Origin of the sequence: Pseudoalteromonas sp. SG44-5 (assembly GCF_014164175.1) — a bacterium.
In the GTDB taxonomy this organism is placed as follows: Bacteria; Pseudomonadota; Gammaproteobacteria; order Enterobacterales; family Alteromonadaceae; genus Pseudoalteromonas; species Pseudoalteromonas nigrifaciens.
The window spans coordinates 105853-130308 of record NZ_JACJES010000004.1 but is presented as its reverse complement, the minus strand read 5'-3'; the positions used below and the strand labels follow the sequence as shown (position 1 = coordinate 130308).

Sequence of the window (24456 nt, the reverse complement as noted above, 5' to 3'; positions counted from 1 at the left end):
GAATTAAGTGTGGGTGCGATATTTATTTATAAGTTTAAGCTGTTGTTTTTAATTGCTATTTATAAACATTAAATTATAGCAATACAGTATAAGACTAATGTCGCATGCAATCTAAATTTTATCAAAATGTTAACGGGTGGGATCTGAGTAAGGTTTTAAATAGCTGAAAAATAATGCTTTTTAATTTTAATATCAGCTAAATACTGGTTTTTCGCCAAAAGGTTAACAGGCTGTTACGACTATGGTCGCAATTCAATATTTGCATTGCGTTGCTAAATTGGTAGATGAAAAATAAACCACTCATTACTTTTTAGTGATGCTTAAAGGGGAAAATAAAAATGGCTTTTAAAGATGAAGAACAAGCAAAAGCTTATTGGGCGGAAAATATTTCACTGTTATTTAAATTATTAGCAGTGTGGTTTGTCGTGTCATTTGGTTTTGGCATATTACTGGTTGATGTACTTAATGAAGTACGTTTTTTTGGGTTTAAACTTGGCTTCTGGTTCTCCCAGCAAGGTTCAATTTATACCTTTGTGGCTTTGATTTTTGTGTACGTAGTCAAAATGAATACGTTAGATAAAAAATATGGCGTAGACGAATAGGAGCTAAGCAATGGATGTTCAAACACTCACGTTTTTAATTGTTGGTTTAAGCTTCGCGCTTTATATCGGCATTGCAATTTGGGCCCGAGCGGGTTCAACTAAAGAGTTTTATGTAGCGGGTGGCGGCGTACCTCCCTTAGCTAATGGTATGGCAACCGCTGCCGATTGGATGAGCGCGGCGTCGTTTATTTCAATGGCGGGTATTATTTCGTTTGCGGGTTACGACGGCGGCGTTTACTTAATGGGGTGGACAGGTGGTTATGTATTACTTGCCATGTGTTTAGCGCCTTACTTACGTAAATTCGGCAAGTTTACTGTGCCAGACTTTATTGGCGACCGTTACTACTCACGTACAGCGCGTTTAGTTGCTATTTTTTGTGCCATATTCATTTGTTTTACCTACATTGCAGGGCAAATGCGTGGCGTAGGCGTGGTTTTTTCTCGCTTTTTAGAAGTAGAAATTGAAACCGGTGTATACATAGGTATGGTTATTGTATTCTTTTATGCTGTTTTAGGTGGTATGAAAGGCATTACATATACGCAAGTTGCACAGTATTGTGTGTTGGTATTTGCTTACTTAGTACCGGCTATTTTTATCTCTATGATGATGACAGGTCACTTTTTGCCACAAACTGGTTTTGGTGCCACATTAATTGGCGGAGAAGGTGCTTATGTACTTGATAAGCTAGATGGCATAAGTTCGCAATTGGGCTTTTCTCAGTATACCGAAGGCTCTAAGAGTATGATTGATGTATTTGCTATTACCGGTGCATTAATGGTGGGTACTGCAGGTTTACCACATGTAATTGTTCGCTTTTTCACTGTACCTCGCGTTAAAGATACGCGTATATCAGCGGCATGGACCTTAGTGTTTATTGCTATTGTTTATACTACAGCACCAGCAGTTGCTGCATTTGCTCGCGTAAACATGGTTGATACTATTAACGGTAAAGATGGTAGCGGTACAGAGTATGCACAAGCACCAACGTGGATCAAAAACTGGGAACGTACCGGCTTAATTACTTTTAATGATAAAAATGGTGATGGCAAAATGTTTTACACTTCAGGCAGCATTGACGATCCAAACAGTGCTAATGAAGTAGATGTTGACCGCGACATTATGGTACTTGCTAATCCAGAAATTGCTAACTTACCAGCATGGGTTATTGCCCTAGTTGCTGCCGGTGGTATTGCAGCAGCATTATCAACAACCGCAGGTTTACTGTTAGTTATTTCTACCTCCGTATCGCACGATTTACTCAAGCGAACCCTTAAGCCTAATATTAGCGATAAGCAAGAGTTACTCGCAGCGAGGTTAGCTGCCATGGTCGCTATTGTTATATCCGCCTACTTTGGGATTAACCCGCCAGGGTTTGTGGCATCGGTGGTTGCATTTGCCTTCGGCTTAGCGGCAGCGAGTTTCTTCCCAGCTATTATTATGGGTATATTCTCTAAAGCAATGAACAGAGAAGGTGCAATTGCTGGCATGGTAACGGGTATTGGTTTTACCGCTGGCTATATTATTTACTTTAAATTTGTTAGCCCAGAGCTTAATAGTGCCGAGCATTGGTTTTTAGGTATTTCACCTGAAGGTATTGGCTTAGTGGGTATGATAATTAACTTTGCAGTTGCTGCAATAGTACTTAAATTTACTAAACCGACACCACTGGAAATTCAACAGTTGGTTGAAGGTATTCGTAATCCTAAAGGATCTAGTGAAGCTCACGATCACTAAGTCTATTTGCTTAACAGGCAATAAAAGTACCAAAAGCCCGACTTAAGTCGGGCTTTTTATTTGTTTAATAAATGATTACATTAAACCTTATATAAATCACTTAACGAGCGTAACTATGAGTGCAGAGCAGCAAGATATAACCCAGTTTGTAACTATGCAGGCCCCGTTTAGCATGCTTGAGGCGAGTGCTTGCAGCTATTTTGTAAAGCACCTTGATATTGCTTACCTCAACCGTGAAAACCAAGCACAATGGCTGCAAAGTGATCACCCTAAGTTATTTTTAATTCGCTCAGGTTTATACGATTTAGTGGATAGTAAAGGCGATATAGTTACGCGTTTAGCACAAGGTGATTATTTTGGTTTTCCGTCGCTATTAACCGGTGAGGCGATGCAAAACAGGTTAGAAGTACAAAAAGAGGGCATAGTGTATATGCTGCCTCAGGAGTCGTTTGATTATTTGCGCCGCGAATATAAACCGTTTGAACAATATTTTGTTCGCGCTCATGCAAACCGCCTACTCTCATCACATTATAAAAGTAAAACAGAAAGCTGGTCGGAGAGGAAAATATCAGAGTTAATGACCCGAAAAGCCATTACTTTAACGCCAGATTCGAGTATTCGCCACGCGGCAAAACAAATGCAAGAGTATGGTGTGTCATCTATTATGATCACCCAAGATGCGCACTTAGTTGGGGTAGTAACCGACCGCGACTTGCGTAATCGGGTACTGGCAGATGAAGTTGATCCTCAGCAAAGCGTAAGCAGCATAATGACAGCAAAACCCAAGTTTATTTTTGAAAATAACCGGGTGTTTTCAGCGCTACACTTAATGCTTAAACATAATATTCATCATATTCCAGTACTTGACGAAAACCACAAACCTTTGGGAATGATCACCAGTACCGATTTATTACGCCAGCAAAAAAGCGACCCGGTACAACTTATAGGTCGTATTTATAAAGCGCGTGCTATTGCCGATTTAAAACGCTACGCCAAAGAGATCCCAGAGTTGCTACGCGGCTTTTCGTACAATATTGACGACATATCGCTAATTGGCAAATTACTCAGTGGCCTAACCGATGCACTCACCTCGCGGCTAATTTATTTGTATCAACAAGAACATGGAGTAGCACCAAGTAGTTTTAGTTTTATTTGTTTTGGCTCGCAAGCCCGTGAAGAACAAACTCTACATTCAGATCAAGATAATGGCTTATTATTACCCGATGGTTTAAATGACGATGAGTTAGCCTACTTTAAAGGCATGGGGGAATATGTTTGCGAAAACTTAGTAGAGTGCGGCATTAGACGTTGCCCTGGCAATATAATGGCCAGTAGCGAGTTGTGCCGAATGAGTATTAGTGACTGGCGCGAGCGCTTTTTTAAATGGATAAGCAGCCCAACCCCTCAAGCCATGCTCAACTGTAAAATATTTTTTGATTTACGCTTTATCGAAGGCTCACACACACTTTATAGTAAGTTTTATGAGCAACTTACGCACATGTCACGCAACGAATTATTTTACGCCGCCATGGCCAACGACATTGACTCAAACAGCGTGCCTATAGGCTTGTTTAATAATTTTAAAACCGAAAAAACAGAAAAAAACTATAAATATATCGACTTAAAAAAACGTGGCGTAGTAATAATTAACGACATAGTGCGTTTATATGCATTAAGAGCGGGGATTCGCCGTGCCAATACCCAAGAGCGTTTAGACGCATTGTTAAAACACACTTTACTCAGCAAAGAAGATATTTATAACCTAAAAGATTGCTGGCGTTTTTTAACCCAGCTGCGATTAAGCACGCAAATAAATCAAGAAGGGCTGCCCAGTAATTGTATTAACCCCGACCAATTAAACTCTTTAGAGCGCCACCAACTCAAAGAAGCATTTTATCTGGTAAAACAAGCGCAGCAAGCCGCTGTGTTTAAATTTGCCCGTGGTAGCTTATAGCATGGCTGTTTATAAAAAAGCGGCGGACAAAGCGAGTAATAAACATTATGGTTAAGCGCTTAATTACCCGTTATTTTAAAAGGCGACAGCTACTGGCACATGCTGCTTTAAAGCAGCGCTACCTAGTGATTGACTTAGAGCTAACTGGGCTTGACGCCAAGCAGCACGAAATAGTGTCGCTAGCTTGGGTGGTTATAGAAAATCAATGTATAAAAATGAGTCAGTCGCAGCATTTAATTAATAAAGAGGTTAAAAACTTGGCACAAAGCCCAGTTTATCACGGCATTAATAATGATAATGTAGCTGCAGGGCAAAGTTTACATAGTATTTTAGAGCACCTTAGTGAGCACTTTAATGACTGTATTTTAGTGTTTCATAATGCCATGCTCGACTGGGGTTTTTTAAAACCAGCGCTTAAAAATGCCAATATTACTACGCGGCCAAAACTAATACTCTGCACCTTACAAATAGAAAAAAAGCGCCTGCAACATCAAGGCGTCGAAATAAAGCAAGATGATTTAACGTTAAACGAATGTCGTAATCGCTACGAACTGCCTAGTTATCATTGTCATCACGCACTTACCGACGCACAAGCCACAGCAGAGTTATTTTTGGCGCAGTGCCATCAAATAAGTAGTGGCAGAGGATTAAAAGTGAGGGAGCTTGTTTAGTTGCTAGCTTTATTTGCTACGATTTAAATCACTACTTTATGCACTCTTAACCTCTTTAATAAATAGTGTTTATGCATTTTAAACACCGTACTTGGCTTTTATTTTTATCTGAAAGCTAAGGCTACCATCTGAAAATTAAGCGCTAAATCAAGCTATTTTTGACCTTAGCTTGAAACTATTTTACACTTTCGTAACCTTATACATATTCTATTAGTATGTTTGTGAGCTTATAAGCTATTCACATCACCCCAAACAATTGAGTTTTTATGCTAACAAAAATATTAAATTCATTACGTGTAGGCGCTTTAAGCCTTATGGCAATTTTAACCTTATCGGTGCATGCTCAAAGTGCTTTGCCAGAGACAGGTTTGACCGTTGGTGTAGCGGGGGATGCTCCCTTTGTTATACACAATCCCCAAAATAATTCACTAGAGGGGATTTCACTTACAATTTGGGAAAATATAGCCGATAAAAAAAATTGGGAATACCAATATAAATATTTTACTACGGTTGATGAGGCACTTACCGCTTTGCAGCAAGGCGAAGTTGATTTACTTGCTGGGCCGATTAGTATTACCTCGGAGCGAGTGGAAAAGTTTCTGTTTTCTCAGCCTTATTACCAATCGAGCCTTACTATTGCCTCGCGCGATGAAAATGCCAGTATTTGGGGTAAAATAAAACCTTTTTTTAGCATACAATTACTAATTGCTGTTGCCATATTTTTATCTTTGCTGGCCATTGTTGGGCTGCTCTTTTGGCTTGCTGAGCGCAAACATTCTCCAGAGCAGTTTCCTGCAGATCCAAAAAGAGGGATAGCTAACGGTATGTGGCTAGCCATAGTGACTATGAGTACAACAGGTTATGGCGACATGGCACCGGTGAGCTTAAAAGGCCGAGTTGTAGCTGGTTGTTGGATGATTATTTCATTAATTTTTGCTACATCAATGATTGCAGGTATTGCCAGTACTCTTACCGTATCAAGCTTTAGCAGTTCTACTATTACACAAGTTGAACAATTTCCAGGTAAAAAAATTGCAGCATCAGCAGGCTCGCCAGCTATAGGCTTTATTGAAGAACATCAAGGCCAAAAAGTATTGGTAAATAACCTAAGCCAAGCCATGGAAAGACTAAAAGATAAAAGTGTGGATGGCGTTGTTTTTGACCGTCCACAATTGTTGTTTTATAAAAATAAACATAAAGCAGAGAATATTCATATTCCAAGTGCGGAGTATTATAAGCAAGGTTACGGCTTCGCATTTAGAGCCGACAGTAAACTAGTTAACGACGTTAACTTAGTTTTATTAAGGCTTGCAGAAGATCAAAAAATTGAACAAATAATGGCAGAGTATTTAGGTGATAAATAACTTTAATAAATGGCTATGGTAATAATTAAGTTTTAGCTGCTAGGGTGTAGCTATTAATTAGAGTAACACTACATAAAATTTAACTGCTTCGGCTATAGCTAAGGTTATTACCTTAGCTATAGCCGAGCCTCTAGCAGCTTATAAGTTAATATTTAATTTTTAACTTATCATTTATTTAAAGTTTCTAATCGCTCCCTCTTATAATAAAGCTCAAGGTCGATTACAATACCGCCATCTAAAAGGCATATTGCCTTTATCTGCACGCAAAAGAGTGGATTTTATATTTCATGGCAATCAAACTTGCAATTAATGGTTTTGGTCGTATTGGTCGAAATATTGTCCGCGCGTTATACGAATCAGGTTTGAGCAACGAGATAAAAATTGTTGCGATTAACGAACTTGCTGACCCTGAAGCTATTGCTCACTTATTAAAATACGACACCTCTCATGGTCGTTTCTCTTTTCCTGTAAAGCTTGGTGAGGACACCATTAGCGTAGCAGGCGATGCTATTGCTCTTTTCTGTGAGCCAAATCCGGCGGAATTACCTTGGAAAACCTTAGGTGTAGACGTAGTACTTGAATGTACTGGGGTTTATCACTCGCGCGAACATGCACAGCTACATTTAACCGCAGGCGCTAAAAAAGTGTTGTTTTCGCATCCAGCTGATAACGATGTTGATGCCACTATTGTTTATGGTATTAATGACGATGAGCTAAAACCAGAGCACACTATCGTCTCTAATGGTTCGTGTACTACTAACTGTGTAGTGCCGGTTATTAAAGTGTTAGATGATGCATTTGGTATTGAATCGGGTGCTATTACCACAATACATGCCTCGATGAACGATCAGCCGGTAATTGATGCCTACCACCACGATTTACGCCGTACACGCGCAGCCAGTCAATCTATTATTCCAGTTGATACAAAACTAGCCCGCGGTATAGACCGTATTTTACCTAAATTTAAAGGCCGCTTTGAAGCCATTGCTGTACGCGTGCCTACTATTAACGTAACGGCTATGGATTTAAGTGTAACGGTTAATACCGATGTAGATTTAAATGCAGTAAATAGCGCGCTTAAAGCACAAGCTAAAGATCGCCTTGAAGGCATTTTAAGTTACACCGCAGAGCCACTAGTATCGATTGATTTTAATCATGATCCACATTCTTGTATTATAGATGGTACCCAAACACGAGTTAGTCATAAACGACTGATAAAGTTACTAGTTTGGTGCGATAACGAGTGGGGTTTTGCTAATCGAATGCTCGACACTGCGCGTGCAATGGTCGCGTTAGAAAAAATAACTAATATAAAATAACCGCCTTTTATTGGGTTTAGTATCGTTAACTAAGGAGATGTTCATGTCGGTCATAAAAATGGCAGATTTAGATTTAAACGGCAAGCGTGTATTAATTCGTGAAGATTTAAATGTACCCGTTAAAGCAGGTAAAGTGACGTCAGATGCGCGTATTCGTGCGGCGCTACCAACAATTAAGTTAGCCCTTGAAAAAGGCGCAAAAGTAATGGTTATGTCACACCTTGGCCGCCCTACGGAAGGGGAATATGACGAAGAGTTTTCTCTTGCTCCTGTCGTTAATTACTTAAACGATGCCCTAGAGCAAACAGTACGTTTAGAAAAAGACTACCTAAACGGTGTTGAACTTGCTGATAACGAAGTGGTGGTATTTGAGAACGTACGCTTTAACAAAGGCGAAAAAAATAACGACGAAGCGCTATCTAAACAACTTGCAGCATTATGTGATGTTTACGTAATGGATGCATTTGGTACGGCGCATCGCGCACAAGCCTCTACCCATGGCGTAGGTTTATTTGCAGATGTTGCGTGTGCAGGGCCATTATTATCGGCAGAGCTTGAAGCTCTTGGCAAAGCACTTGATAACCCAGCTCGCCCATTAGTGGCGATTGTGGGTGGTTCAAAAGTGTCTACTAAATTAACAGTGCTTGATTCACTATCAAAAATTGTTGATCAGCTAGTAACCGGTGGCGGTATTGCTAATACCTTTATTGCGGCGGCGGGTTATCCTGTTGGTAAATCGCTTTACGAAGCTGATTTAATGGATGAAGCGAATCGCTTATGCGCAGCGGCTGTTGCTAACAATGGTGAAATTCCAGTACCGACTGATGTTGTTGTAGGTAATGAGTTTTCAGACTCAGCAGTAGCAACACTTAAAGATGTAAGTGAAGTTACCAGCGACGATATGATTTTTGATATTGGCCCAGATACAGCAAACAAGCTGGCAAAAATAATTGCTAATGCAGGTACTGTAGTATGGAATGGCCCTGTTGGCGTGTTTGAGTTTGACCAATTTGGTAACGGTACTCGTGCTATTGCCCAAGCTATTGCTAATTCAAATGCGTTTTCGATTGCAGGCGGTGGCGACACCTTAGCGGCAATTGATAAGTACGGCATTAGCGATAAAATATCGTATATTTCTACTGGTGGTGGTGCGTTTTTAGAGTTTTTAGAAGGCAAAAAGCTACCAGCAGTTGAGATGCTAGAATCGCGCGCTAAGTAATTTATTTTATTTAGGCGTAAGCGGATGGAGGTTACTTCATCCGCAATAATTAATTATTAAATACCTCTCACCCTAATTTAATAATTAATTTTACGCGTTAGTTACTGTTTATCAGTACTAATTCGTGGCGCAGTGATTGCGCCAAACTAACACATCCGTTCAAACTAGATGGCAGAGAACTGCTATCAAAAAATTGGAGAAAACCCAATGGCTTTAATCAGTATGCGACAACTTCTGGATCATGCCGCTGAGCATGGTTATGGCGTACCTGCTTTTAACGTTAACAACCAAGAGCAAATGCGCGCAATAATGGAAGCGGCTGACAAAACCAATAGCCCTGTAATTGTGCAAGGTTCTGCAGGCGCACGTGCTTATGCTGGTGCCCCATTTATTCGTCATATGATTTTAGCAGCGGTTGAAGAGTGGCCACATATTCCAGTGGTTATGCATCAAGATCACGGTACATCACCGGGTGTATGTCAGCGTTCAATTCAACTTGGGTTTTCATCAGTAATGATGGACGGCTCATTATTGAGCGATGGTAAAACACCTTCAAGCTACGAATACAACGTAGAAGTAACCCGTAAAACTGTAGAAATGGCACATGCGTGTGGTGTTTCTGTTGAAGGCGAACTGGGTGTTTTAGGTTCGCTTGAAACAGGTGAAGCAGGCGAAGAAGATGGTATTGGCGCAGAGGGTAAATTAACCACTGAGCAAATGCTAACTAATCCAGAAGAAGCGGCTGACTTTGTAAATAAAACCCATGTTGATGCGCTGGCAATTGCTTGTGGTACATCGCACGGTGCGTATAAATTTACTCGTCCACCAACGGATGATATTTTAGCGATTGATCGTATTAAAGCAATTCATGCACGTATTCCAAATACTCACTTAGTAATGCATGGCTCATCATCGGTTCCACAAGAATGGTTAGAAATAATTAATCAGTACGGTGGCGAAATTCCAGAAACTTACGGTGTGCCAGTAGAGCAAATTATTGAAGGGATTAAGTTTGGCGTACGTAAAGTTAATATTGATACAGACTTACGTTTAGCATCTACCGGTGCGGTGCGTCGCCATTTGGCGCTTAATCCGGCAAACTTCGATCCGCGTAAATTTTTAGCGGCAGCAACTCAAGCCATGACCGATATTTGTATTTCGCGTTATGAGTCGTTTGGTACAGCAGGCCAAGCTAGCAAAATTAAACCAATTTCATTAGATGAAATGCATCTTAAGTATTTAAGCGGCGAGTTAGACCCACGCATTAAATAATTGATCATTTTAGACTTTTTACTAAAGCCAGTTGCATTGTCACTGGCTTTTTTTATGCCGTTTAGGGATCAATATCTTACTAACAGCAGGTAATTAGGATCACTGAATTACTAACGTGATCAGTTTGAGATCATTACTTTACTAAGTAAACGGGTATTTTAGCCCTAGTTGACACTTAAATTCATTATTAAATAAAAGAATAGTACAAACAATCATCAACTTAGCTATTTCACTGGGTATAATAGTGATCCCAAAACGGATCTGCTTAATAAAACTCTGATCTTTTAATTTAAGATCATCACAATGCAGATCATAATTGTATTACTAGGTTAGCGTATGCTATTTAAGTGAACAAAGTTGGCTGCTTTAACACACAATGTTAGTAAAATAATGATCCTGCTATACGCTTTGCTTTATCGCTATAATTGCGTGTAAATATTTATTTTGTCACTATTTTGTGTTTTTTTACTGTTATATTAACTTACGCGCTAGGTTTTCATAAAAGTGTCATACTTAGTCATAATAATGAAAACAAATTCGATAGCTAAGAGATAAATGGAATGTCACGTAAAGTATTAGTCGTTGATGATGAAGCACCGATCAGAGAAATGTTGGTTTTTGTTTTAGAACAAAATGGATTTCAGGCAATTGAAGCAGAAGATTACGACTCTGCTATTGCGGCAATGGTAGAGCCATACCCAGATATGGTATTACTCGATTGGATGTTACCAGGGGGTAGCGGAATTCAAATTGCTAAAAAGTTTAAACAAAATGAATACACGCGCGCTATTCCCATTATTATGCTCACCGCTCGTGGCGAAGAAGAAGACAAAGTACGCGGCCTAGAAGTAGGTGCCGATGACTATGTTACTAAGCCATTTTCGCCCAAAGAACTCATGGCCCGCATTAAAGCGGTTATACGTCGTGTGTCGCCCACCTCATTAGAAGAAGCAATTGACGTACATGGCCTGCGCCTTGATCCTATTTCGCACCGCGTTACCTCAGGTGGCAGTGAGCTTGATATGGGGCCTACCGAATTTAGATTACTACACTTTTTTATGACCCACACCGAGCGCGTATATAGCCGTGAGCAATTACTTGATCAAGTTTGGGGTACTAACGTATACGTTGAAGACCGTACGGTTGATGTACACATTCGCCGCTTACGTAAAGCTATTTCACCCTTAGGGCATGACCGCTTAGTGCAAACGGTACGCGGAGCAGGTTATCGCTTTTCAAGTAAATTATAATGTACTTGCAGCTTAACTAAGTACCAATGGATAGCGACTTTAAGGTAACAGTGTATGTATAGAGTTATTAATAAACGCACCTTAGTTAAACGGCTGTTTATCTATTTTATACCTTTACTGCTAATAGGGCTGTTAGTAGGTGCCCCATTTTTGTTGTTATTTTTAGGCTCATTTTCGCTACTTATTTGGCACTACTACCAACTTTATCGTTTAAGTGATTGGTTGCTTAATCAACAAAGCTTTAACCCGCCCGAAGGAGAGGGCGCATGGGAGCAGGTATTCGAAGGTATTTATCAGCTGCAGCATCGTAATCGTAAAAAGCGTAATGAACTATCGGCATTAATTCATCGCTTTCGTGATGGTGCTGAAGCCATTCCTGATGCGGTGATAGTGCTGCAAAATGATTTAACCATTTATTGGTGTAATCAACTGGCATTAAAAGTATTAGGCTTGCAGTGGCCTACAGATCAAGGGCAGCGTCTGGATAACTTAATTCGTGAACCTAAATTTGCTAAGTATATGCACCGCGGCCAATTTACCGAGCCACTGGAGCTTGAAAGTGGTCATAACATAGAGCAAATACTTGAGTTTAGAGTTATGCCCTATGCCAGCACACAGTTAATGGTAGTAGTACGCGATGTAACCCGCTTAAAGCAACTAGAACAAATGCGCAAAGACTTTGTTGCCAATGTGTCGCATGAACTGCGAACTCCGCTCACGGTGGTTACAGGCTATCTTGAGATGATGGATAGCGACATGATGCCACCGCCCGCAATGTGGAATAAAGCCCAAAATACTATGCTTGAGCAATGCAAACGCATGGACAGTTTAGTTACTCAGCTGCTATCACTATCACGTATAGAAGGTGCGCGTAAGCAAAATAACGATAAAGCGGTTAATGTACCCTTACTACTTAACTATATTCAAACAGAAGCTAACTCAATTAATCAGCAAAAAAAGCATCAGCTTATTTTTAATATTGATACTTCCTTAGATATTAGCGGATCAGCAGATGAACTGCGCAGTGCATTCTCTAATTTAGTTTTTAACGCCATTCATTACACTAAACCAGGCGGAAAAATAACAATATGTTGGCAGCGTCAAAACGATCGAGCTTGCTTTAGCGTAACCGATAATGGTGATGGTATTGCGCCTGAGCATATAAATCGTTTAACGGAGCGCTTTTACCGGGTAGATAAAGCGCGCAGTCGCACTACAGGTGGTTCAGGCCTTGGGCTCGCAATTACCAAACACGTATTAACTCGCCACAATAGCCAGTTAAAGATTAGTAGTGTTTTGGGTCAAGGTTCGTGTTTTTCTTTTGATTTTTCAAGTAATAAAATAGTACCTATGAGCAGCACAGTACAAACAAGTGGCAAGTCATAAAAGTGTCATTTAAGGGTAATATCACTGTCATCTACACAATTTACAGTGAACACAGTTAAAAAATGGGACGAACAAATTGGAGAACCCCACATGAAATTTAAAAACTTAGTTGCCGCAATGGGTGTGGCTGTTACAACGTTTGTATCTGCACAAGCAGTCGCTTTGGATAACGCACTACCTGAGTATCAAAAAATTAGTGGTGTTTCAGGGAACTTTTCATCGGTAGGTTCAGACACATTAGCGAACATGATGACATTTTGGGCTGAAGAATATAAACGTATTTATCCAAATATAAATATTCAAATACAAGCAGCTGGCTCATCAACTGCGCCACCGGCATTAACCGAAGGCACAGCAAATTTAGGGCCAATGAGCCGTAAAATGAAATCAAAAGAAGTTGAAGCATTCGAAAAACGCCATGGTTATAAACCCACAGAAGTACGGGTTGCCATCGATGCACTTGCGGTATTTGTACACAAAGACAACCCTATAGAAGGGCTACGTATTGATGAAATAGATGCTATTTTTTCATCTACTCGTAAGTGCGGTGCAACGCAGCAAGTTAACCGCTGGAGTGACGTAGGTTTAACTGGAGAATGGGCTGCTAAAGATATTCAATTGTATGGGCGTAACTCGGTATCAGGCACTTATGGTTACTTTAAAAAGAAAGCACTGTGTAAAGGCGACTTTCGTAATAACGTAAATGAGCAACCGGGTTCAGCATCTGTAGTGCAGTCTATTTCATCTTCATTGAACGCGATTGGCTACTCAGGAATTGGCTATAAAACCTCTGGTGTACGCACAGTTCCACTGGCCAAAAAAGGCAGCCACTTTGTTGATGCAACGCTTGAAAATGTAGCACAAGGTAAGTATCCGCTGTCGCGCTTTTTATACCTTTACGTGAACAAGCACCCGAATAAACCATTAGCACCAATTGAAGCTGAATTTTTAAAAATGGTATTGTCGAAAGATGGGCAAAAAATTGTAGAAAAAGACGGTTATGTACCGCTTTCAGCCAAATTGGCTGAAGTTGAGCTTAAAAAGTTAGGCTTAAATTAAGTCACTAAATTATACGCAATAAAAAACCGCTCATTGAGCGGTTTTTTTATATTTACTGTTCAGGTACAAGCTTAATACTTATATGTTACCTAAGTTTTCGGCTTGTGCTTTACACTGATTATAGCTCTCAACACACTTAGCTGAGCATACTTGCTGCTTTAAACCTTCGCCAGTTGATTGTTGCTCACAACTACTTTCGCATTGATAGTTTTGTTGTGCACATTGATTTAACTCTGGATTTCCAGCGTTATTCTGACAACCTGCTAATAGCATAAATGTAAGGGCTACTGCGCTCATTTTTATTAAAGTATGCATGCTTATCCTTAAATGAAAGTCGCGGTTATATTAAACTTCAACCTGAAGGTTATCGATTAATCTAACACTGCCTAAATAGGCCGCGGCTAAAATAACAAATTTGTTATCATCGAGTGTAGCAGCTTTTAACGTATCTCGTTGAGCTATCGAAAAATAGTCTGGTTTTAATCCAGCTTGCTGTAAACTTTGTTTGGCTGTTTCTTCCAGCGTAGCAAAGTCAGTATTACCACTTTTAAGTTGCTCAGCGCAGTTATTAAGCACTTTAAAAAGTGCGGTGGCACTGTCTTTTTGCTCATTCGATAAGTAACCATTACGCGAACTCATAGCAAGCCCAGAGACTTCACGCATAGTTGATACACCAATAACTTCAACCGGAATCGATAAGTCGCGAGCCATAGTTTTAATTACTTGTAGCTGCTGAAAGTCTTTTTCGCCAAAACAAGCGTAATCTGGCTGCACTAAATTAAAGAGTTTAGTAACAACTGTTGCCACACCTCTAAAGTGCCCTGGGCGTGAACCACCACAATAACCTAATGAAATATCAGGTACATCTACAAAGCTTTGTGCAGCTAAACCATTAGGATAAATAGTCTCTACACTTGGCGTAAATACAATATCAGTTTCAAGGTCGGCTAAGCCACGCTTGTCCTCATCAAGGGTACGAGGGTAATTGTCTAAGTCTTCATTAGCGCCAAATTGCATAGGGTTAACAAAAATGCTTACTACGACTTTATCGGCCATCATTTTTGCTTTTTCGACTAACGAAAAGTGGCCTAAGTGCAAGTTGCCCATAGTGGGTACTAGGGCGATGCTTAATCCGGCTTGGCGCCATGCTTTAATTTGGCTACGTAATGATTTAATTTCAGTAATTGACTGCATTATTTAAACTCGTGTTCGGCACTTGGAAAGGCACCGCTTTTTACATCGGTACAATACTTTTTAACGGCTTCAGGCATATTGCCTGTTTCGAGTAAAAAGTTTTTCGAAAATTTAGGAATAAACCCAGCAGAAATACCTACTAAGTCGTGCATTACTAATATTTGACCATCGGTAGTATTACCCGCGCCAATGCCAATAGTAGGAATAGTTAATGCGTCGGTAACGCGTTTTGCCAGTGCGCTTGGAATGCATTCCAGTACTAATAATTGTGCGCCAGCCGCTTCAAGGGCTTTAGCATCGGCAATTATTTTTAGTGCTTGCTCTTCTGCACGCCCTTGTACTTTAAAACCACCAAATACATGTACCGACTGCGGCGTTAGGCCTAAATGACCACACACAGGAATACCTTGTTGAGTTAGGGCTTCAATGCTCTCAAAAAGCCATTCACCCCCTTCTAACTTAACCATGTTAGCACCAGCACGCATTAGCTCAGCGGCATTTTTACAGGTGTCATTGGGGCTCGAATAAGTCATAAACGGCATATCAGCAATTACAAACAGCTCACGGCTACCCGCACGTACGCAACGAGTGTGATAGGCAATATCTTGATTAGTTACGCCAAGTGTATCGTCGCCGCCTTGTAATACCATACCCAAAGAGTCGCCAACTAAAATAACTTCAACGCCGTTATCATGAAATAACTTAGCAAAACTGGCATCATAAGCTGTTAAAGCAGTAATTTTATTTTTTTCTGCTTTCATTTTATTTAAAGTTGAAACTGTTATTTTAGACATAATTTTCTCACCGGCATAAGCCTTAGTTAATTACTGTGGTAATTGTTGTAAATTGTTAAGCGGTAATGTATTTGCAATAGTGTGTAGTGCAATGCCGCTGGGTAAAATAAGTTTTGGCGCAAGTTCTAGCAGTGGATACACAACAAACTCACGTTCAGTTAAACCATAATGAGGCACTATAAGGCGCTCGGTATTAATTGTTTGTGCGTCAAACAATAACATATCTATATCTAAAGTACGTGGCCCCCAACGCTCGGCTTTTCTAACACGGCCATGCTCAAGCTCAATTGCTTGGGTTAAATCAAGCAGCTTTTCAGGGCTAAGCGTAGTGTTTATGCAGGCAACGGCGTTAATATAGTCAGGTTGGTCTTGTGGGCCCATGGGCTTACTCGTATAGTAATGCGAAACACTTATAAATTCACAATCTGGCAGCTTTTTAAGCGCGGCAATAGCGTTATCAAGCTGCTTTTTTGGTGAGTTTAAATTGGCACCCAAACCTAAATAAACACAGTGCATAGAAGTTACTCTGTTGGCTTTTTAGGTGTACGACGGCGAGCGCGTCTGCGTGGTTTTGGCCCCGCAGGCTGACCCAAGGTTCTTACCATTTCTTTTTGGCCATTAATATCTAGGCTCAAATATTGTGTCCACCACTGAGCAAGCTCGCTATGTTGTGTTTCTCCTGCCTCTACACGCATTAATAAAAAGTCGTATGCGGCTTTAAAGCGAGGTTGCTGCGTTAATCTGTATGCACGTTGGCCGGCACGTTTATCTAAACGATGCTGTATATGCCAAATGTCGCGTGCGCCTAAAGTAAAGCGTTTAGGAACAGCTATGTGCTGGGCGTTATCGCTAAGTACACTATTAATTGCTTGCGAAAATGCATCGTATTCAGAGAGCTGCTCTTCATTTTGTACTGTTTTAGTGCGCTCTAATAGCGGAAACCAAAGTAGCGCAGCAAATACATACGCAGGGGTTACTTTTTTATCTGCGTTAATACGATCGTCTGTATTTTTAAACATGTTTTCAATAAAAGTGGCTTCAAGCCCGCCAGGATTATTATCTAAAATACGGTTTAGCTCTGGAAACAGTGAGTTAAATAGGCCGTATTTGCGCAGCATTAAGTAGTTAGCTTGTGCTTTGCCGTTTAAAAACAGTTTGAGTATTTCTTCAAACAAACGCGCCGGTGGAATGTTATCTAGCAAACTTGCTAAAGCAGTCATCGGCTTTTCGCTGTTTGGTGCAATTTTCATATCTAGCTTAGTGGCAAAGCGTACCGCACGTAGCATGCGCACCGGATCTTCACGGTAACGCGTTTCTGGATCGCCAATTAGCTCAATTTGTTTAGCTTTTATTGCGGCTAAACCATTGGCGTAATCGTAAATACAAAAATCGTTAATTGAGTAATAAAGTGCATTGATTGAAAAGTCACGGCGTTCTGCGTCTTCCTCAATACTGCCAAATACGTTGTCGCGTAGCAATTGTCCTTGCTCACTCGATTGGCTTATTTGGTTTTTGTCCTCTGGCGCTTCGTGGTGCCCGCGCATGGTAGCTACTTCTATTATTTCACGACCAAATACAATGTGAGCTAAACGAAAGCGGCGGCCAATTAAACGACAGTTTCTAAATAACTTTTTAACTTGTTCTGGCGTGGCATTTGTTACCACGTCAAAATCTTTTGGCTGTTGACCTAACAATACATCGCGAATACAACCACCAACTAGGTAGGCGTCAAAACCACCATCTTTTAAACGGTATAAAACTTTGATTGCATTTGGGCTAAATTGTTTACGAGAAATACCATGTTCACCTCGTGAGATCACTAGCGGTTCGCTGCTTATTGCCGTGTTTTCGGCACTGGCATTTGGGCCGATTATTTGTCGACAAAATTGAAAAAGCTTGGAAATAATAGTCTGTCTCCTAGAAGGTGTTGATTGACTTGCCATTGCAATCAAAATTACAGCAAATGTAGGTGTTATAACCTATTACTGGCTGATTAATGTAAATAGCATATATTTAGGCGGCTATCATATACCAGCAAGGTTTAAAAATTAAGTTGCTGCACTGAAATTAAGCCATTTTTAGCGATTTTTATTTACTTAAAGGTCTAAATTATTGCGCGCGGGGAGTTGTGGACTGCTAAATTTGAATTTCAGCAAGGTTTGGCACTTGATTTAAGCTAAAGTTATTTACCCCCCATGCAAGTAGTTGCTCAATATTTAAGTCCATAAGCTGGCTATGGACTGCTAGGCCTAAAAACGCGAACACATCGATAAGTACCGGTTTAGGGTTTTGCTTACAAATTGCTGGCGCATAATTTTGCTTTGAGAGCTTAAAGCCTGGCTTTGCAACTGCTAAGGGTAAATGAGCAAATTGGGGGACAGGGCTATTAAGTTGTTTAAACAAACTGATCTGGCGAACGGTAGGCTCAATTAGGTCAGCCCCTCTAACAATGCGCGTGATCCCTTGGTCTATATCGTCAATTACCACCACAAGCTGGTAGGCAAATAAACCATCGCTGCGCTTTATTATGTAATCTTCGGCAGCAAAGGCGTTATTAACGTTTATGTCGCCTTGAATTAAATCGTTAAATTGGTTGGTGGCAAAGCTTTGGCTAAGGCGCAGGGCACTGTGGGTTATATCTTGGTGCAGGTTTTTACAATGACCTTGGTAAATTCCGCCAATAGCTTTAATTTGTTTGCGCGAGCAACTACAGGCATAAATAAGGTTTTTATTGTGTAAAGAGTTAACAACATCTTGGTATAAATCTAAACGTTGTGTTTGATAAACGACGTTTTCATCCCAGTGCAGAGAATAGGCTTGTAAGGTATTTAGAATGTCGGTGTCGGCGCCTTTTACAACGCGAGTGGTGTCTATATCTTCGATGCGAACTAACCATTTTCCTTGGTTAGCTTTAGCATCAAGATAGCTACCTACAGCCGCTACTAATGAGCCAAAATGTAATGGCCCAGAAGGAGACGGTGCAAAGCGACCGCAGTATTTACGCGTTGGCGTAATAACGGCTGTAGTAAACATAACTAATTAATATAAGTTAATTAGCCACGTCCAGATTGCTTTTCTTTAATTTCTGCAAGTGTTTTACAGTCTACGCATAAATCAGCAGTCGGGCGCGCTTCTAAGCGGCGAATACCAATTTCGATACCACAAGACTCACAAAAACCAAAATCATCTTCTTTAATTAAGTTGATTGTTTTTTCAATTTTTTTGATCAGTTTACGTTCGCGGTCACGAGTACGCAGTTCTAAAGAGAACTCTTCTTCTTGCGCAGCACGGTCAACTGGATCAGGAAAGTTAGCAGCTTCATCTTGCATATACGATTTAGTACGATCAACTTCGTTGCGTAAATCGTTACGCCAAGTTTCTAAAATTGTTTTAAAATGAACACGTTGTGCTTCATTCATATACTCTTCACCTGGTTTTTCTTGGTATGGTTCTAAACCGGCTTGAGCCAATAATCCTAATCTATTTTGGTTTGGCATAACTCTCTCCTAAATCCTTAATTTAATGCCTCAGCATTAGCCGGCGGTATAAATAACAGAATCTTATACCCTAGGCAAATTTATTTTTAATTAATCGAATTAGCTGTAACCACGTTTATTGATTTAAAAGTATGATAAGTAATATTTGTACTTTTTTTAATCGCACTATCGGTTTCTAAACTTGCCTATATATGTGGGCTAAAAGTTAAAAAACAAGGTGTTACTTAAAGTTTACTTTATATATTTAGCCCATTACCGCTGCTTTATATTTGTATTTACCAAAACCTAATTACAACACTTTGTATTAAATGATGATTATATAAAAGGGAGCTTCTCTTTTAAGATGATTTCATTGGTAGAAATATCTGCTTTATATGCAAATACCTCAACGCCTTGGTTAATTGCCTCATTTAGTAACTGTGCATATTTATTGTCTATATGAGCAGCAGCGCTTACCTGATTTATTCCCTGATGCAGTACAGCAAAAAGTAATACTGCACGATGACCTTGCTCCACCATCTCTATTAATTCGCGAATATGTTTTTGCCCGCGCAGAGTTGGTGCATCAGGAAAGTAGCCTTGGCCACTGCGGGGGTTATCTTGGCTTAAGAGCGTTACCGATTTAACTTCAACGTAGCAATTAGGACGCTCATCGCTGGTTAGTAAAAAGTCGATACGGCTGTTTTCGTTGCCATATTTAACTTCGCTTTGTAATTGCTCATAATTGTTAAGCTCACTAATAAGATTGGCATTTATAGCTTCAGCAACCACTTTATTTGCTACTGCGGTATTAACGCAAATAAGTTGCGATAAGCTATTTTGGGTGAGCTCTAACGATTGCGGGTACTTGCGTTTGCTATTAGTACTGGTGGAGTAAAAAGCATTAAAATCGGGTTCAGCGCAGCCAGTCATTTTACCTGTATTGGCACAATGGGCGGTAAACTCTGAGCCATCACTGAGCTGTAAATCAGCTAAAAAACGTTTATAGCGTTTTAATAAGGTGGCTGATTGCAGGGCAGGTTGGTACTTCATAATAACTTCCGTAGCGTAATTTATGTTATTTATCTCAAGCTGTTGGGAACTCAAGCGCTCTATAGTAAACTCGGTGGCACATTTAAGTGCAAGGATATTCTAACATGAGTGAAAAATTTGTTGTTCAACTAAGCGAGCAGTCAGCACCAAGCCATTGGGGCGAAAACGCGTCGTTATCTTTTAATGAACACGGGGCAACCGTTCATTTATCTGAGCAAGAAACATTAAAAAATGTTCAAAAAGCAGCGCGTACTATTGCTACTCAAGGCGTAAAAGCTGTTGAACTAACTGGCGATACTTGGTGTACCGAAAGCCAGTGGGCGTTTTATCAAGGGTTTGTAACGCCTAAATCGTTAAATGGCGTTACCTTTGTTGACAACGCACAGTCAGATATTAAAGAGCTAGGTAACTTAAAAACCTCAGCTATTTGGGCTCGCGAAATGGTTAACGGTACTGCCGATGATATTTACCCAGAAAGCCTTGCTGAAAAAGCCGCTGAATTTATTCAATCGTTAGCGCCTGAGCATGTGAGCTACCAAATTATTAAAGGCGATGCATTATTAGAGCAACAGTGGATCGGTATTCATGCTGTTGGCCGTGGTAGTGTTCGCCCGCCAGTTTTACTTGAGCTTGATTACAACCCAACAGGCGACGCAAATGCGCCAGTAAGCGCTGCGCTTGTAGGTAAAGGGATTACGTTTGACTCAGGCGGTTACTCAATTAAGTCAAGCGAAGGTATGCTAGGCATGAAGTGCGATATGGGCGGTGCTGCTACAGTAACGGCTGGTTTGGCGCTGGCTATTAATCGCGGTATTGAAAAACGTATTAAGCTGTTTTTATGCTGTGCAGAAAACTTAATTTCTGGCCATGCTTATAAATTAGGTGACATTTTAACGTATAAAAATGGCACTACAGTTGAAATTGTAAATACTGATGCTGAAGGGCGTTTAGTATTAGCTGATGGCTTAATGGCTGCAGGTGAGAGTGGTGCGCCATTAATTATTGATGCTGCAACACTAACCGGCGCTGCGCTAGTTGCTGTTGGCCAAGAGTACAATGCTTTGTTTGCACTTGATAAAGAGCTAGTACGTGAAGTTGAAGACTTTGCTTCTCAAGAAATGGAAGCAGCGTGGCCATTACCACTTGAAAAGTGGCATCAGCAAAACTGCCCATCGGCTTATGCCGATACAGCTAACAGCCGTGCGCAAAAAGGCGGTGGTTATGGTGGTGCATCAAATGCGGCTGGTTTCTTATCGCGCTTTGTAGCAAATGATGGCAAAGGCTGGGTGCATATTGATCTGGCAGCTGCATTTAATATGAGCAGCACTAACCAATGGGCTGCAGGCGCTACCACACAAGGCATGCGTACTGTTGCTCGCACCTTGTTAGAAAAAGCGTAATATTTGCAGAGTTAGTTTATTAAAAAATTATAATAGGCACCGTTTGGTGCCTATTTTTTTGTGCTGCAAACAAGCATTTTGATTTAAATTACGGTAAAATCCCTCGCCTTAGATGTTTGAACGTTTCATTTACAGCTTTAATCTAAGCTGCGCTCAAATGTTGTACTCACCACTGGGATCCTAACTATGTCAGATAAGTGCTATATCACGGCTCAACAATTACTTGAAGATTCATTTCGCGTAGCAGCGCAAGTGTATAATGATGGCTTTCGTCCAGATTTCATTATTGGTATTTGGCGAGGTGGTGCACCCATAGGTATTGCAGTGCAAGAATTTTACGATTACAAAGGCATTGAAACCGATCACATTGCGGTACGTACATCGTCTTATTATGGCATTGGAAAGCAATCTAAAGAGATAAAAGTACATGGTTTACACTACATTGTAGAAAATGCTAATGCAGGTGACTCATTACTTATTGTTGATGATGTGTTTGACTCTGGCCGCAGTATTTTTGCATTAAAAGAAAAGCTTTCAGAGCTAATGCGTTTAAACTTACCGCGCGATATTCGCATTGCATGCCCTTACTACAAGCCTAAAAACTCTAAAGTAGACATGAAGCCAGATTACTATATTCATGAGTCTGAAGAATGGCTAGTGTTTCCGCATGAGTTATCGGGTTTAACACCGGATGAAATTATTGCTGGCAAATCAGACCTAGCAAAAATACATGACATTTTGCTAGAAAAATAATCAACCTGCATAAATAAAAAAAGGCCATTAAGGCCTTTTTTTATGGATAAAACTTAACGCTTCAACCTATGTAACCTGATGTAATAAATTACAATTGCGCAAAGCTATCTACATATTGGCTTAGGCGCGGTATATCTACTGCTAATAAACCTTGGGTACTTCTTTGTACTAAGCTTTTTTCTACGAGCTCTGTTACAACGCGCCTGTAAGCGCGCTCAGTGGTTGCAAAACGTTCTGCTTCGGCATTTACCGTAGGGTACGCACGCAGCAGTGTAGGGTTGTTGTTCTCGGCTCTTAGTAGGCAGTCTTTAGCTATGTTATAGCTCAGTGGCAGTAATAATTTATCTAGGTTTATTTTTTGATTTTCTTGAAATTTAGCCGCTATAGTTTGTGCTGTGTATAAACTCAGCTCAGGTTTTTCAAGTAATAACGCACGCCAATGCTTTAACTCAATTAAATTATAAGTTACATCGCTAAAACAGGTTACTGTATAAATACAGGGGTTATTATTGAGCGCTTCTATTTCACCAATGAGGGTGTTATTGCAATCGAGTTGACCAAGCAGCAGGCGTCGTCCGTTACCTACATCGTAACTAAACGACACAGTTCCGCTGCGCACAAGTACCAACTTAGTTAAAGGCTGGTCTTGTTGTATTAATATTTCTTTTTTTGATTGCTGATAACTACTACCGGCAAAGGTAAGTAGTTGTTCAACAAGATAACTGGAAAAATGGTATTGAAACATCAATCATACTCTTCGGACAATTGTCCTATTTATTGCACCTTAATGGCGATAGCATCAAAGCTCTAAGAAATTATGTTAAATTAATTAACATATCAGGTGCTGCTAATATAATGGGCTGGCACTGTTGGACTAATTATTTGAGCAGTATAGCTGCTGATAACCAACAGAGTTTTAAGCCATTTATAGGTTAACTTTTATTTAGCTGTTACGTTGCTGTACAGATTCAATGTACTAAAGTTTAATATGCAATGCTAACCTAAAGCCTAGGAGAGAACAATTGAGTTGGGAATATTTAGGTTATATAGCATCTGCTTTACTGGTTGCATCGTTAACAATGACCGACGTGGTAAAGCTGCGTTGGTATAATTTATTTGGGTGTATCGCCTTTACTATTTATGGCTTAGCTATTGGTGCAGTACCCGTTGCCTTTACTAACGGCTTACTCGCGTTTGTAAACGCGTATCATATTATTAAATTATACCGTAATAAACAGCCAGAGCCTAAAAAGGATTAGTCTAAGCTAATCCTTTTTAGTTTTTATAAGATTACGTCAAGCGCTATGCCGTCAACGCGGCGAGTGGGATATAACGACTCAACCACAAAGCTAGGCACAAATCCTTTAGCCGAAGACACCACTACCTTTGACTTAGCGCCAATAATACGTGCGTTTACAATAACACCGCGATTGGTGTAAGTAAGTGTGCCAGTTAAAGTGTATTCAATATGCGGGTAGCCTTTAATTTCTCGACCATTACGACTAAATGAAAAGTCGCCATTTGGGGTTACATGTACAGTACCTGTGTGTTTGTAATCTACAACAGATAATCCAAACTCTTGTAGTTCAGTAATAAAGCTCTCAGCTAAATGGTTACCAAAAATATTAGTTGTTTGTAGGTTATCATCTAAATTTACAAAAGAAGTAATGGCAATAGGGGTATTACTATTTATGTAATTCATATTTTCAATTAGCTTCATGGCTAATTGTTCGGTGTAATTACTAAGTAATTTACTGCTATTTATTGGGCGGTAATTTTTTTCTGGAAACTGCCAGTTACTCACGCGAGGCGAGTCATTTTGAACGTGCCTTTTGTTATGAGAATAGTCATTATGAGGAGCGTGACCATTGTAAACAGGGTGACTAGAACAAGCTGAAAGTGAAAGGGTAAAAAGTGCCGATAAAGTAAGAGATATTTTTTTAGATAACATGTTT

Annotated in this window: 24 protein-coding genes; 14 read left to right on the top strand and 10 right to left on the bottom strand. The window is 40.1% G+C overall.

Annotated elements, in window-relative coordinates; all coding sequences use genetic code 11:
- The first annotated feature begins 338 nt into the window (after window positions 1–338).
- From H5079_RS07270 to H5079_RS07220, 11 genes are all read left to right on the top strand, one after another.
- Window positions 339–602: a DUF4212 domain-containing protein gene (locus H5079_RS07270; RefSeq protein WP_011327286.1), complete on the top strand. Its 264-nt coding sequence runs from the start codon at window positions 339–341 to the stop codon at window positions 600–602.
- A 10-nt stretch (window positions 603–612) separates the two neighbouring features.
- A complete protein-coding gene (locus H5079_RS07265) occupies window positions 613–2337 on the top strand; it encodes a sodium:solute symporter family protein (RefSeq protein ID WP_011327287.1) in 1725 nt (574 codons plus the stop codon).
- A 115-nt stretch (window positions 2338–2452) separates the two neighbouring features.
- Complete coding sequence (locus tag H5079_RS07260) at window positions 2453–4291, top strand: putative nucleotidyltransferase substrate binding domain-containing protein (RefSeq protein WP_182683813.1); 1839 nt, start codon at window positions 2453–2455, stop codon at window positions 4289–4291.
- 47 nt (window positions 4292–4338) lie between these two features.
- The gene (locus H5079_RS07255; RefSeq protein ID WP_011327289.1) at window positions 4339–4962 is read left to right on the top strand and encodes a 3'-5' exonuclease; all 624 of its coding nucleotides are present in this window, start codon (window positions 4339–4341) and stop codon (window positions 4960–4962) included.
- 266 nt (window positions 4963–5228) lie between these two features.
- The gene (locus H5079_RS07250) at window positions 5229–6326 is read left to right on the top strand and encodes a transporter substrate-binding domain-containing protein (RefSeq protein ID WP_226898030.1); all 1098 of its coding nucleotides are present in this window, start codon (window positions 5229–5231) and stop codon (window positions 6324–6326) included.
- 287 nt (window positions 6327–6613) lie between these two features.
- A complete protein-coding gene (gene epd, locus H5079_RS07245) occupies window positions 6614–7645 on the top strand; it encodes an erythrose-4-phosphate dehydrogenase (protein ID WP_182683812.1) in 1032 nt (343 codons plus the stop codon).
- A gap of 43 nt (window positions 7646–7688) precedes the next feature.
- The gene (locus H5079_RS07240) at window positions 7689–8864 is read left to right on the top strand and encodes a phosphoglycerate kinase (RefSeq protein ID WP_011327294.1); all 1176 of its coding nucleotides are present in this window, start codon (window positions 7689–7691) and stop codon (window positions 8862–8864) included.
- A 207-nt stretch (window positions 8865–9071) separates the two neighbouring features.
- Window positions 9072–10136 (top strand): class II fructose-bisphosphate aldolase, encoded by a 1065-nt coding sequence (gene fba / locus H5079_RS07235; RefSeq protein ID WP_011327295.1) that lies wholly within the window; start codon window positions 9072–9074, stop codon window positions 10134–10136.
- Window positions 10137–10696: 560 nt separating this feature from the next.
- Complete coding sequence (gene phoB / locus H5079_RS07230; protein WP_011327296.1) at window positions 10697–11386, top strand: phosphate regulon transcriptional regulator PhoB; 690 nt, start codon at window positions 10697–10699, stop codon at window positions 11384–11386.
- A gap of 54 nt (window positions 11387–11440) precedes the next feature.
- Entirely contained in the window at window positions 11441–12772 is a 1332-nt protein-coding gene (phoR, locus tag H5079_RS07225; RefSeq protein WP_011327297.1) for a phosphate regulon sensor histidine kinase PhoR, read from the top strand.
- A 90-nt stretch (window positions 12773–12862) separates the two neighbouring features.
- Window positions 12863–13831, top strand: a complete 969-nt coding sequence (locus tag H5079_RS07220; RefSeq protein WP_011327298.1) for a PstS family phosphate ABC transporter substrate-binding protein — start codon at window positions 12863–12865, stop codon at window positions 13829–13831.
- Between the two features lie 78 nt (window positions 13832–13909).
- On the opposite strand, the gene H5079_RS07215 is transcribed toward H5079_RS07220, so the two are convergent.
- The 8 genes from H5079_RS07215 to sfsA all read right to left on the bottom strand — a co-directional run bounded on the left by H5079_RS07215 (window position 13910) and on the right by sfsA (window position 20348).
- Entirely contained in the window at window positions 13910–14146 is a 237-nt protein-coding gene (locus tag H5079_RS07215) for a hypothetical protein (protein ID WP_011327299.1), read from the bottom strand.
- A gap of 30 nt (window positions 14147–14176) precedes the next feature.
- Window positions 14177–15025 carry a pantoate--beta-alanine ligase gene (gene panC / locus H5079_RS07210; protein ID WP_011327300.1) on the bottom strand — a complete coding sequence of 283 codons (849 nt, stop codon included), beginning with the start codon at window positions 15023–15025 and terminating at the stop codon, window positions 14177–14179.
- The gene (panB, locus tag H5079_RS07205) at window positions 15025–15819 is read right to left on the bottom strand and encodes a 3-methyl-2-oxobutanoate hydroxymethyltransferase (RefSeq protein WP_011327301.1); all 795 of its coding nucleotides are present in this window, start codon (window positions 15817–15819) and stop codon (window positions 15025–15027) included. Before panB ends, panC begins: the two co-directional genes overlap by 1 nt.
- A gap of 30 nt (window positions 15820–15849) precedes the next feature.
- Window positions 15850–16335, bottom strand: coding sequence for a 2-amino-4-hydroxy-6-hydroxymethyldihydropteridine diphosphokinase (folK, locus tag H5079_RS07200; RefSeq protein WP_182677195.1), 486 nt, complete (start codon window positions 16333–16335; stop codon window positions 15850–15852).
- A gap of 5 nt (window positions 16336–16340) precedes the next feature.
- The gene (pcnB, locus tag H5079_RS07195; protein WP_080516806.1) at window positions 16341–17762 is read right to left on the bottom strand and encodes a polynucleotide adenylyltransferase PcnB; all 1422 of its coding nucleotides are present in this window, start codon (window positions 17760–17762) and stop codon (window positions 16341–16343) included.
- 193 nt (window positions 17763–17955) lie between these two features.
- Window positions 17956–18852, bottom strand: a complete 897-nt coding sequence (gene gluQRS, locus H5079_RS07190; RefSeq protein WP_182677197.1) for a tRNA glutamyl-Q(34) synthetase GluQRS — start codon at window positions 18850–18852, stop codon at window positions 17956–17958.
- Window positions 18853–18872: 20 nt separating this feature from the next.
- Window positions 18873–19316 (bottom strand): RNA polymerase-binding protein DksA, encoded by a 444-nt coding sequence (gene dksA / locus H5079_RS07185; protein ID WP_011327305.1) that lies wholly within the window; start codon window positions 19314–19316, stop codon window positions 18873–18875.
- Window positions 19317–19631: 315 nt separating this feature from the next.
- Window positions 19632–20348 (bottom strand): DNA/RNA nuclease SfsA, encoded by a 717-nt coding sequence (gene sfsA / locus H5079_RS07180; RefSeq protein ID WP_182683811.1) that lies wholly within the window; start codon window positions 20346–20348, stop codon window positions 19632–19634.
- Window positions 20349–20452: 104 nt separating this feature from the next.
- Between sfsA and pepB the strand changes: the two genes are divergently transcribed.
- Together pepB and H5079_RS07170 are read left to right on the top strand one after the other, a co-directional pair.
- On the top strand, window positions 20453–21748 hold the full coding sequence (gene pepB, locus H5079_RS07175) for an aminopeptidase PepB (protein ID WP_011327307.1): 1296 nt from the start codon (window positions 20453–20455) through the stop codon (window positions 21746–21748).
- A 186-nt stretch (window positions 21749–21934) separates the two neighbouring features.
- Entirely contained in the window at window positions 21935–22501 is a 567-nt protein-coding gene (locus tag H5079_RS07170) for a phosphoribosyltransferase (RefSeq protein WP_011327308.1), read from the top strand.
- An 88-nt stretch (window positions 22502–22589) separates the two neighbouring features.
- Here H5079_RS07170 and H5079_RS07165 read toward each other — a convergent pair whose 3' ends face one another.
- The gene (locus tag H5079_RS07165) at window positions 22590–23246 is read right to left on the bottom strand and encodes a Crp/Fnr family transcriptional regulator (protein WP_011327309.1); all 657 of its coding nucleotides are present in this window, start codon (window positions 23244–23246) and stop codon (window positions 22590–22592) included.
- A 277-nt stretch (window positions 23247–23523) separates the two neighbouring features.
- Between H5079_RS07165 and H5079_RS07160 the strand changes: the two genes are divergently transcribed.
- Window positions 23524–23760: a YgjV family protein gene (locus H5079_RS07160; RefSeq protein ID WP_011327310.1), complete on the top strand. Its 237-nt coding sequence runs from the start codon at window positions 23524–23526 to the stop codon at window positions 23758–23760.
- Window positions 23761–23783: 23 nt separating this feature from the next.
- On the opposite strand, the gene H5079_RS07155 is transcribed toward H5079_RS07160, so the two are convergent.
- The gene (locus H5079_RS07155; protein ID WP_182683810.1) at window positions 23784–24452 is read right to left on the bottom strand and encodes a FlgO family outer membrane protein; all 669 of its coding nucleotides are present in this window, start codon (window positions 24450–24452) and stop codon (window positions 23784–23786) included.
- Between the last annotated feature and the right edge of the window lie 4 nt (window positions 24453–24456).

What these genes read in the sequence shown, in the direction of transcription:
- H5079_RS07270 (WP_011327286.1), top strand. Translation starts at nt 339, where the DNA reads ATGGCTTTTAAAGATGAAGAACAAGCAAAAGCTTATTGGGCGGAAAAT.
- H5079_RS07265 (WP_011327287.1), top strand. Translation starts at nt 613, where the DNA reads ATGGATGTTCAAACACTCACGTTTTTAATTGTTGGTTTAAGCTTCGCG.
- H5079_RS07260 (WP_182683813.1), top strand. Translation starts at nt 2,453, where the DNA reads ATGAGTGCAGAGCAGCAAGATATAACCCAGTTTGTAACTATGCAGGCC.
- H5079_RS07255 (WP_011327289.1), top strand. Translation starts at nt 4,339, where the DNA reads ATGGTTAAGCGCTTAATTACCCGTTATTTTAAAAGGCGACAGCTACTG.
- H5079_RS07250 (WP_226898030.1), top strand. Translation starts at nt 5,229, where the DNA reads ATGCTAACAAAAATATTAAATTCATTACGTGTAGGCGCTTTAAGCCTT.
- epd (WP_182683812.1), top strand. Translation starts at nt 6,614, where the DNA reads ATGGCAATCAAACTTGCAATTAATGGTTTTGGTCGTATTGGTCGAAAT.
- H5079_RS07240 (WP_011327294.1), top strand. Translation starts at nt 7,689, where the DNA reads ATGTCGGTCATAAAAATGGCAGATTTAGATTTAAACGGCAAGCGTGTA.
- fba (WP_011327295.1), top strand. Translation starts at nt 9,072, where the DNA reads ATGGCTTTAATCAGTATGCGACAACTTCTGGATCATGCCGCTGAGCAT.
- phoB (WP_011327296.1), top strand. Translation starts at nt 10,697, where the DNA reads ATGTCACGTAAAGTATTAGTCGTTGATGATGAAGCACCGATCAGAGAA.
- phoR (WP_011327297.1), top strand. Translation starts at nt 11,441, where the DNA reads ATGTATAGAGTTATTAATAAACGCACCTTAGTTAAACGGCTGTTTATC.
- H5079_RS07220 (WP_011327298.1), top strand. Translation starts at nt 12,863, where the DNA reads ATGAAATTTAAAAACTTAGTTGCCGCAATGGGTGTGGCTGTTACAACG.
- H5079_RS07215 (WP_011327299.1), bottom strand. Translation starts at nt 14,146, where the DNA reads ATGCATACTTTAATAAAAATGAGCGCAGTAGCCCTTACATTTATGCTA.
- panC (WP_011327300.1), bottom strand. Translation starts at nt 15,025, where the DNA reads ATGCAGTCAATTACTGAAATTAAATCATTACGTAGCCAAATTAAAGCA.
- panB (WP_011327301.1), bottom strand. Translation starts at nt 15,819, where the DNA reads ATGTCTAAAATAACAGTTTCAACTTTAAATAAAATGAAAGCAGAAAAA.
- folK (WP_182677195.1), bottom strand. Translation starts at nt 16,335, where the DNA reads ATGCACTGTGTTTATTTAGGTTTGGGTGCCAATTTAAACTCACCAAAA.
- pcnB (WP_080516806.1), bottom strand. Translation starts at nt 17,762, where the DNA reads ATGGCAAGTCAATCAACACCTTCTAGGAGACAGACTATTATTTCCAAG.
- gluQRS (WP_182677197.1), bottom strand. Translation starts at nt 18,852, where the DNA reads ATGTTTACTACAGCCGTTATTACGCCAACGCGTAAATACTGCGGTCGC.
- dksA (WP_011327305.1), bottom strand. Translation starts at nt 19,316, where the DNA reads ATGCCAAACCAAAATAGATTAGGATTATTGGCTCAAGCCGGTTTAGAA.
- sfsA (WP_182683811.1), bottom strand. Translation starts at nt 20,348, where the DNA reads ATGAAGTACCAACCTGCCCTGCAATCAGCCACCTTATTAAAACGCTAT.
- pepB (WP_011327307.1), top strand. Translation starts at nt 20,453, where the DNA reads ATGAGTGAAAAATTTGTTGTTCAACTAAGCGAGCAGTCAGCACCAAGC.
- H5079_RS07170 (WP_011327308.1), top strand. Translation starts at nt 21,935, where the DNA reads ATGTCAGATAAGTGCTATATCACGGCTCAACAATTACTTGAAGATTCA.
- H5079_RS07165 (WP_011327309.1), bottom strand. Translation starts at nt 23,246, where the DNA reads ATGTTTCAATACCATTTTTCCAGTTATCTTGTTGAACAACTACTTACC.
- H5079_RS07155 (WP_182683810.1), bottom strand. Translation starts at nt 24,452, where the DNA reads ATGTTATCTAAAAAAATATCTCTTACTTTATCGGCACTTTTTACCCTT.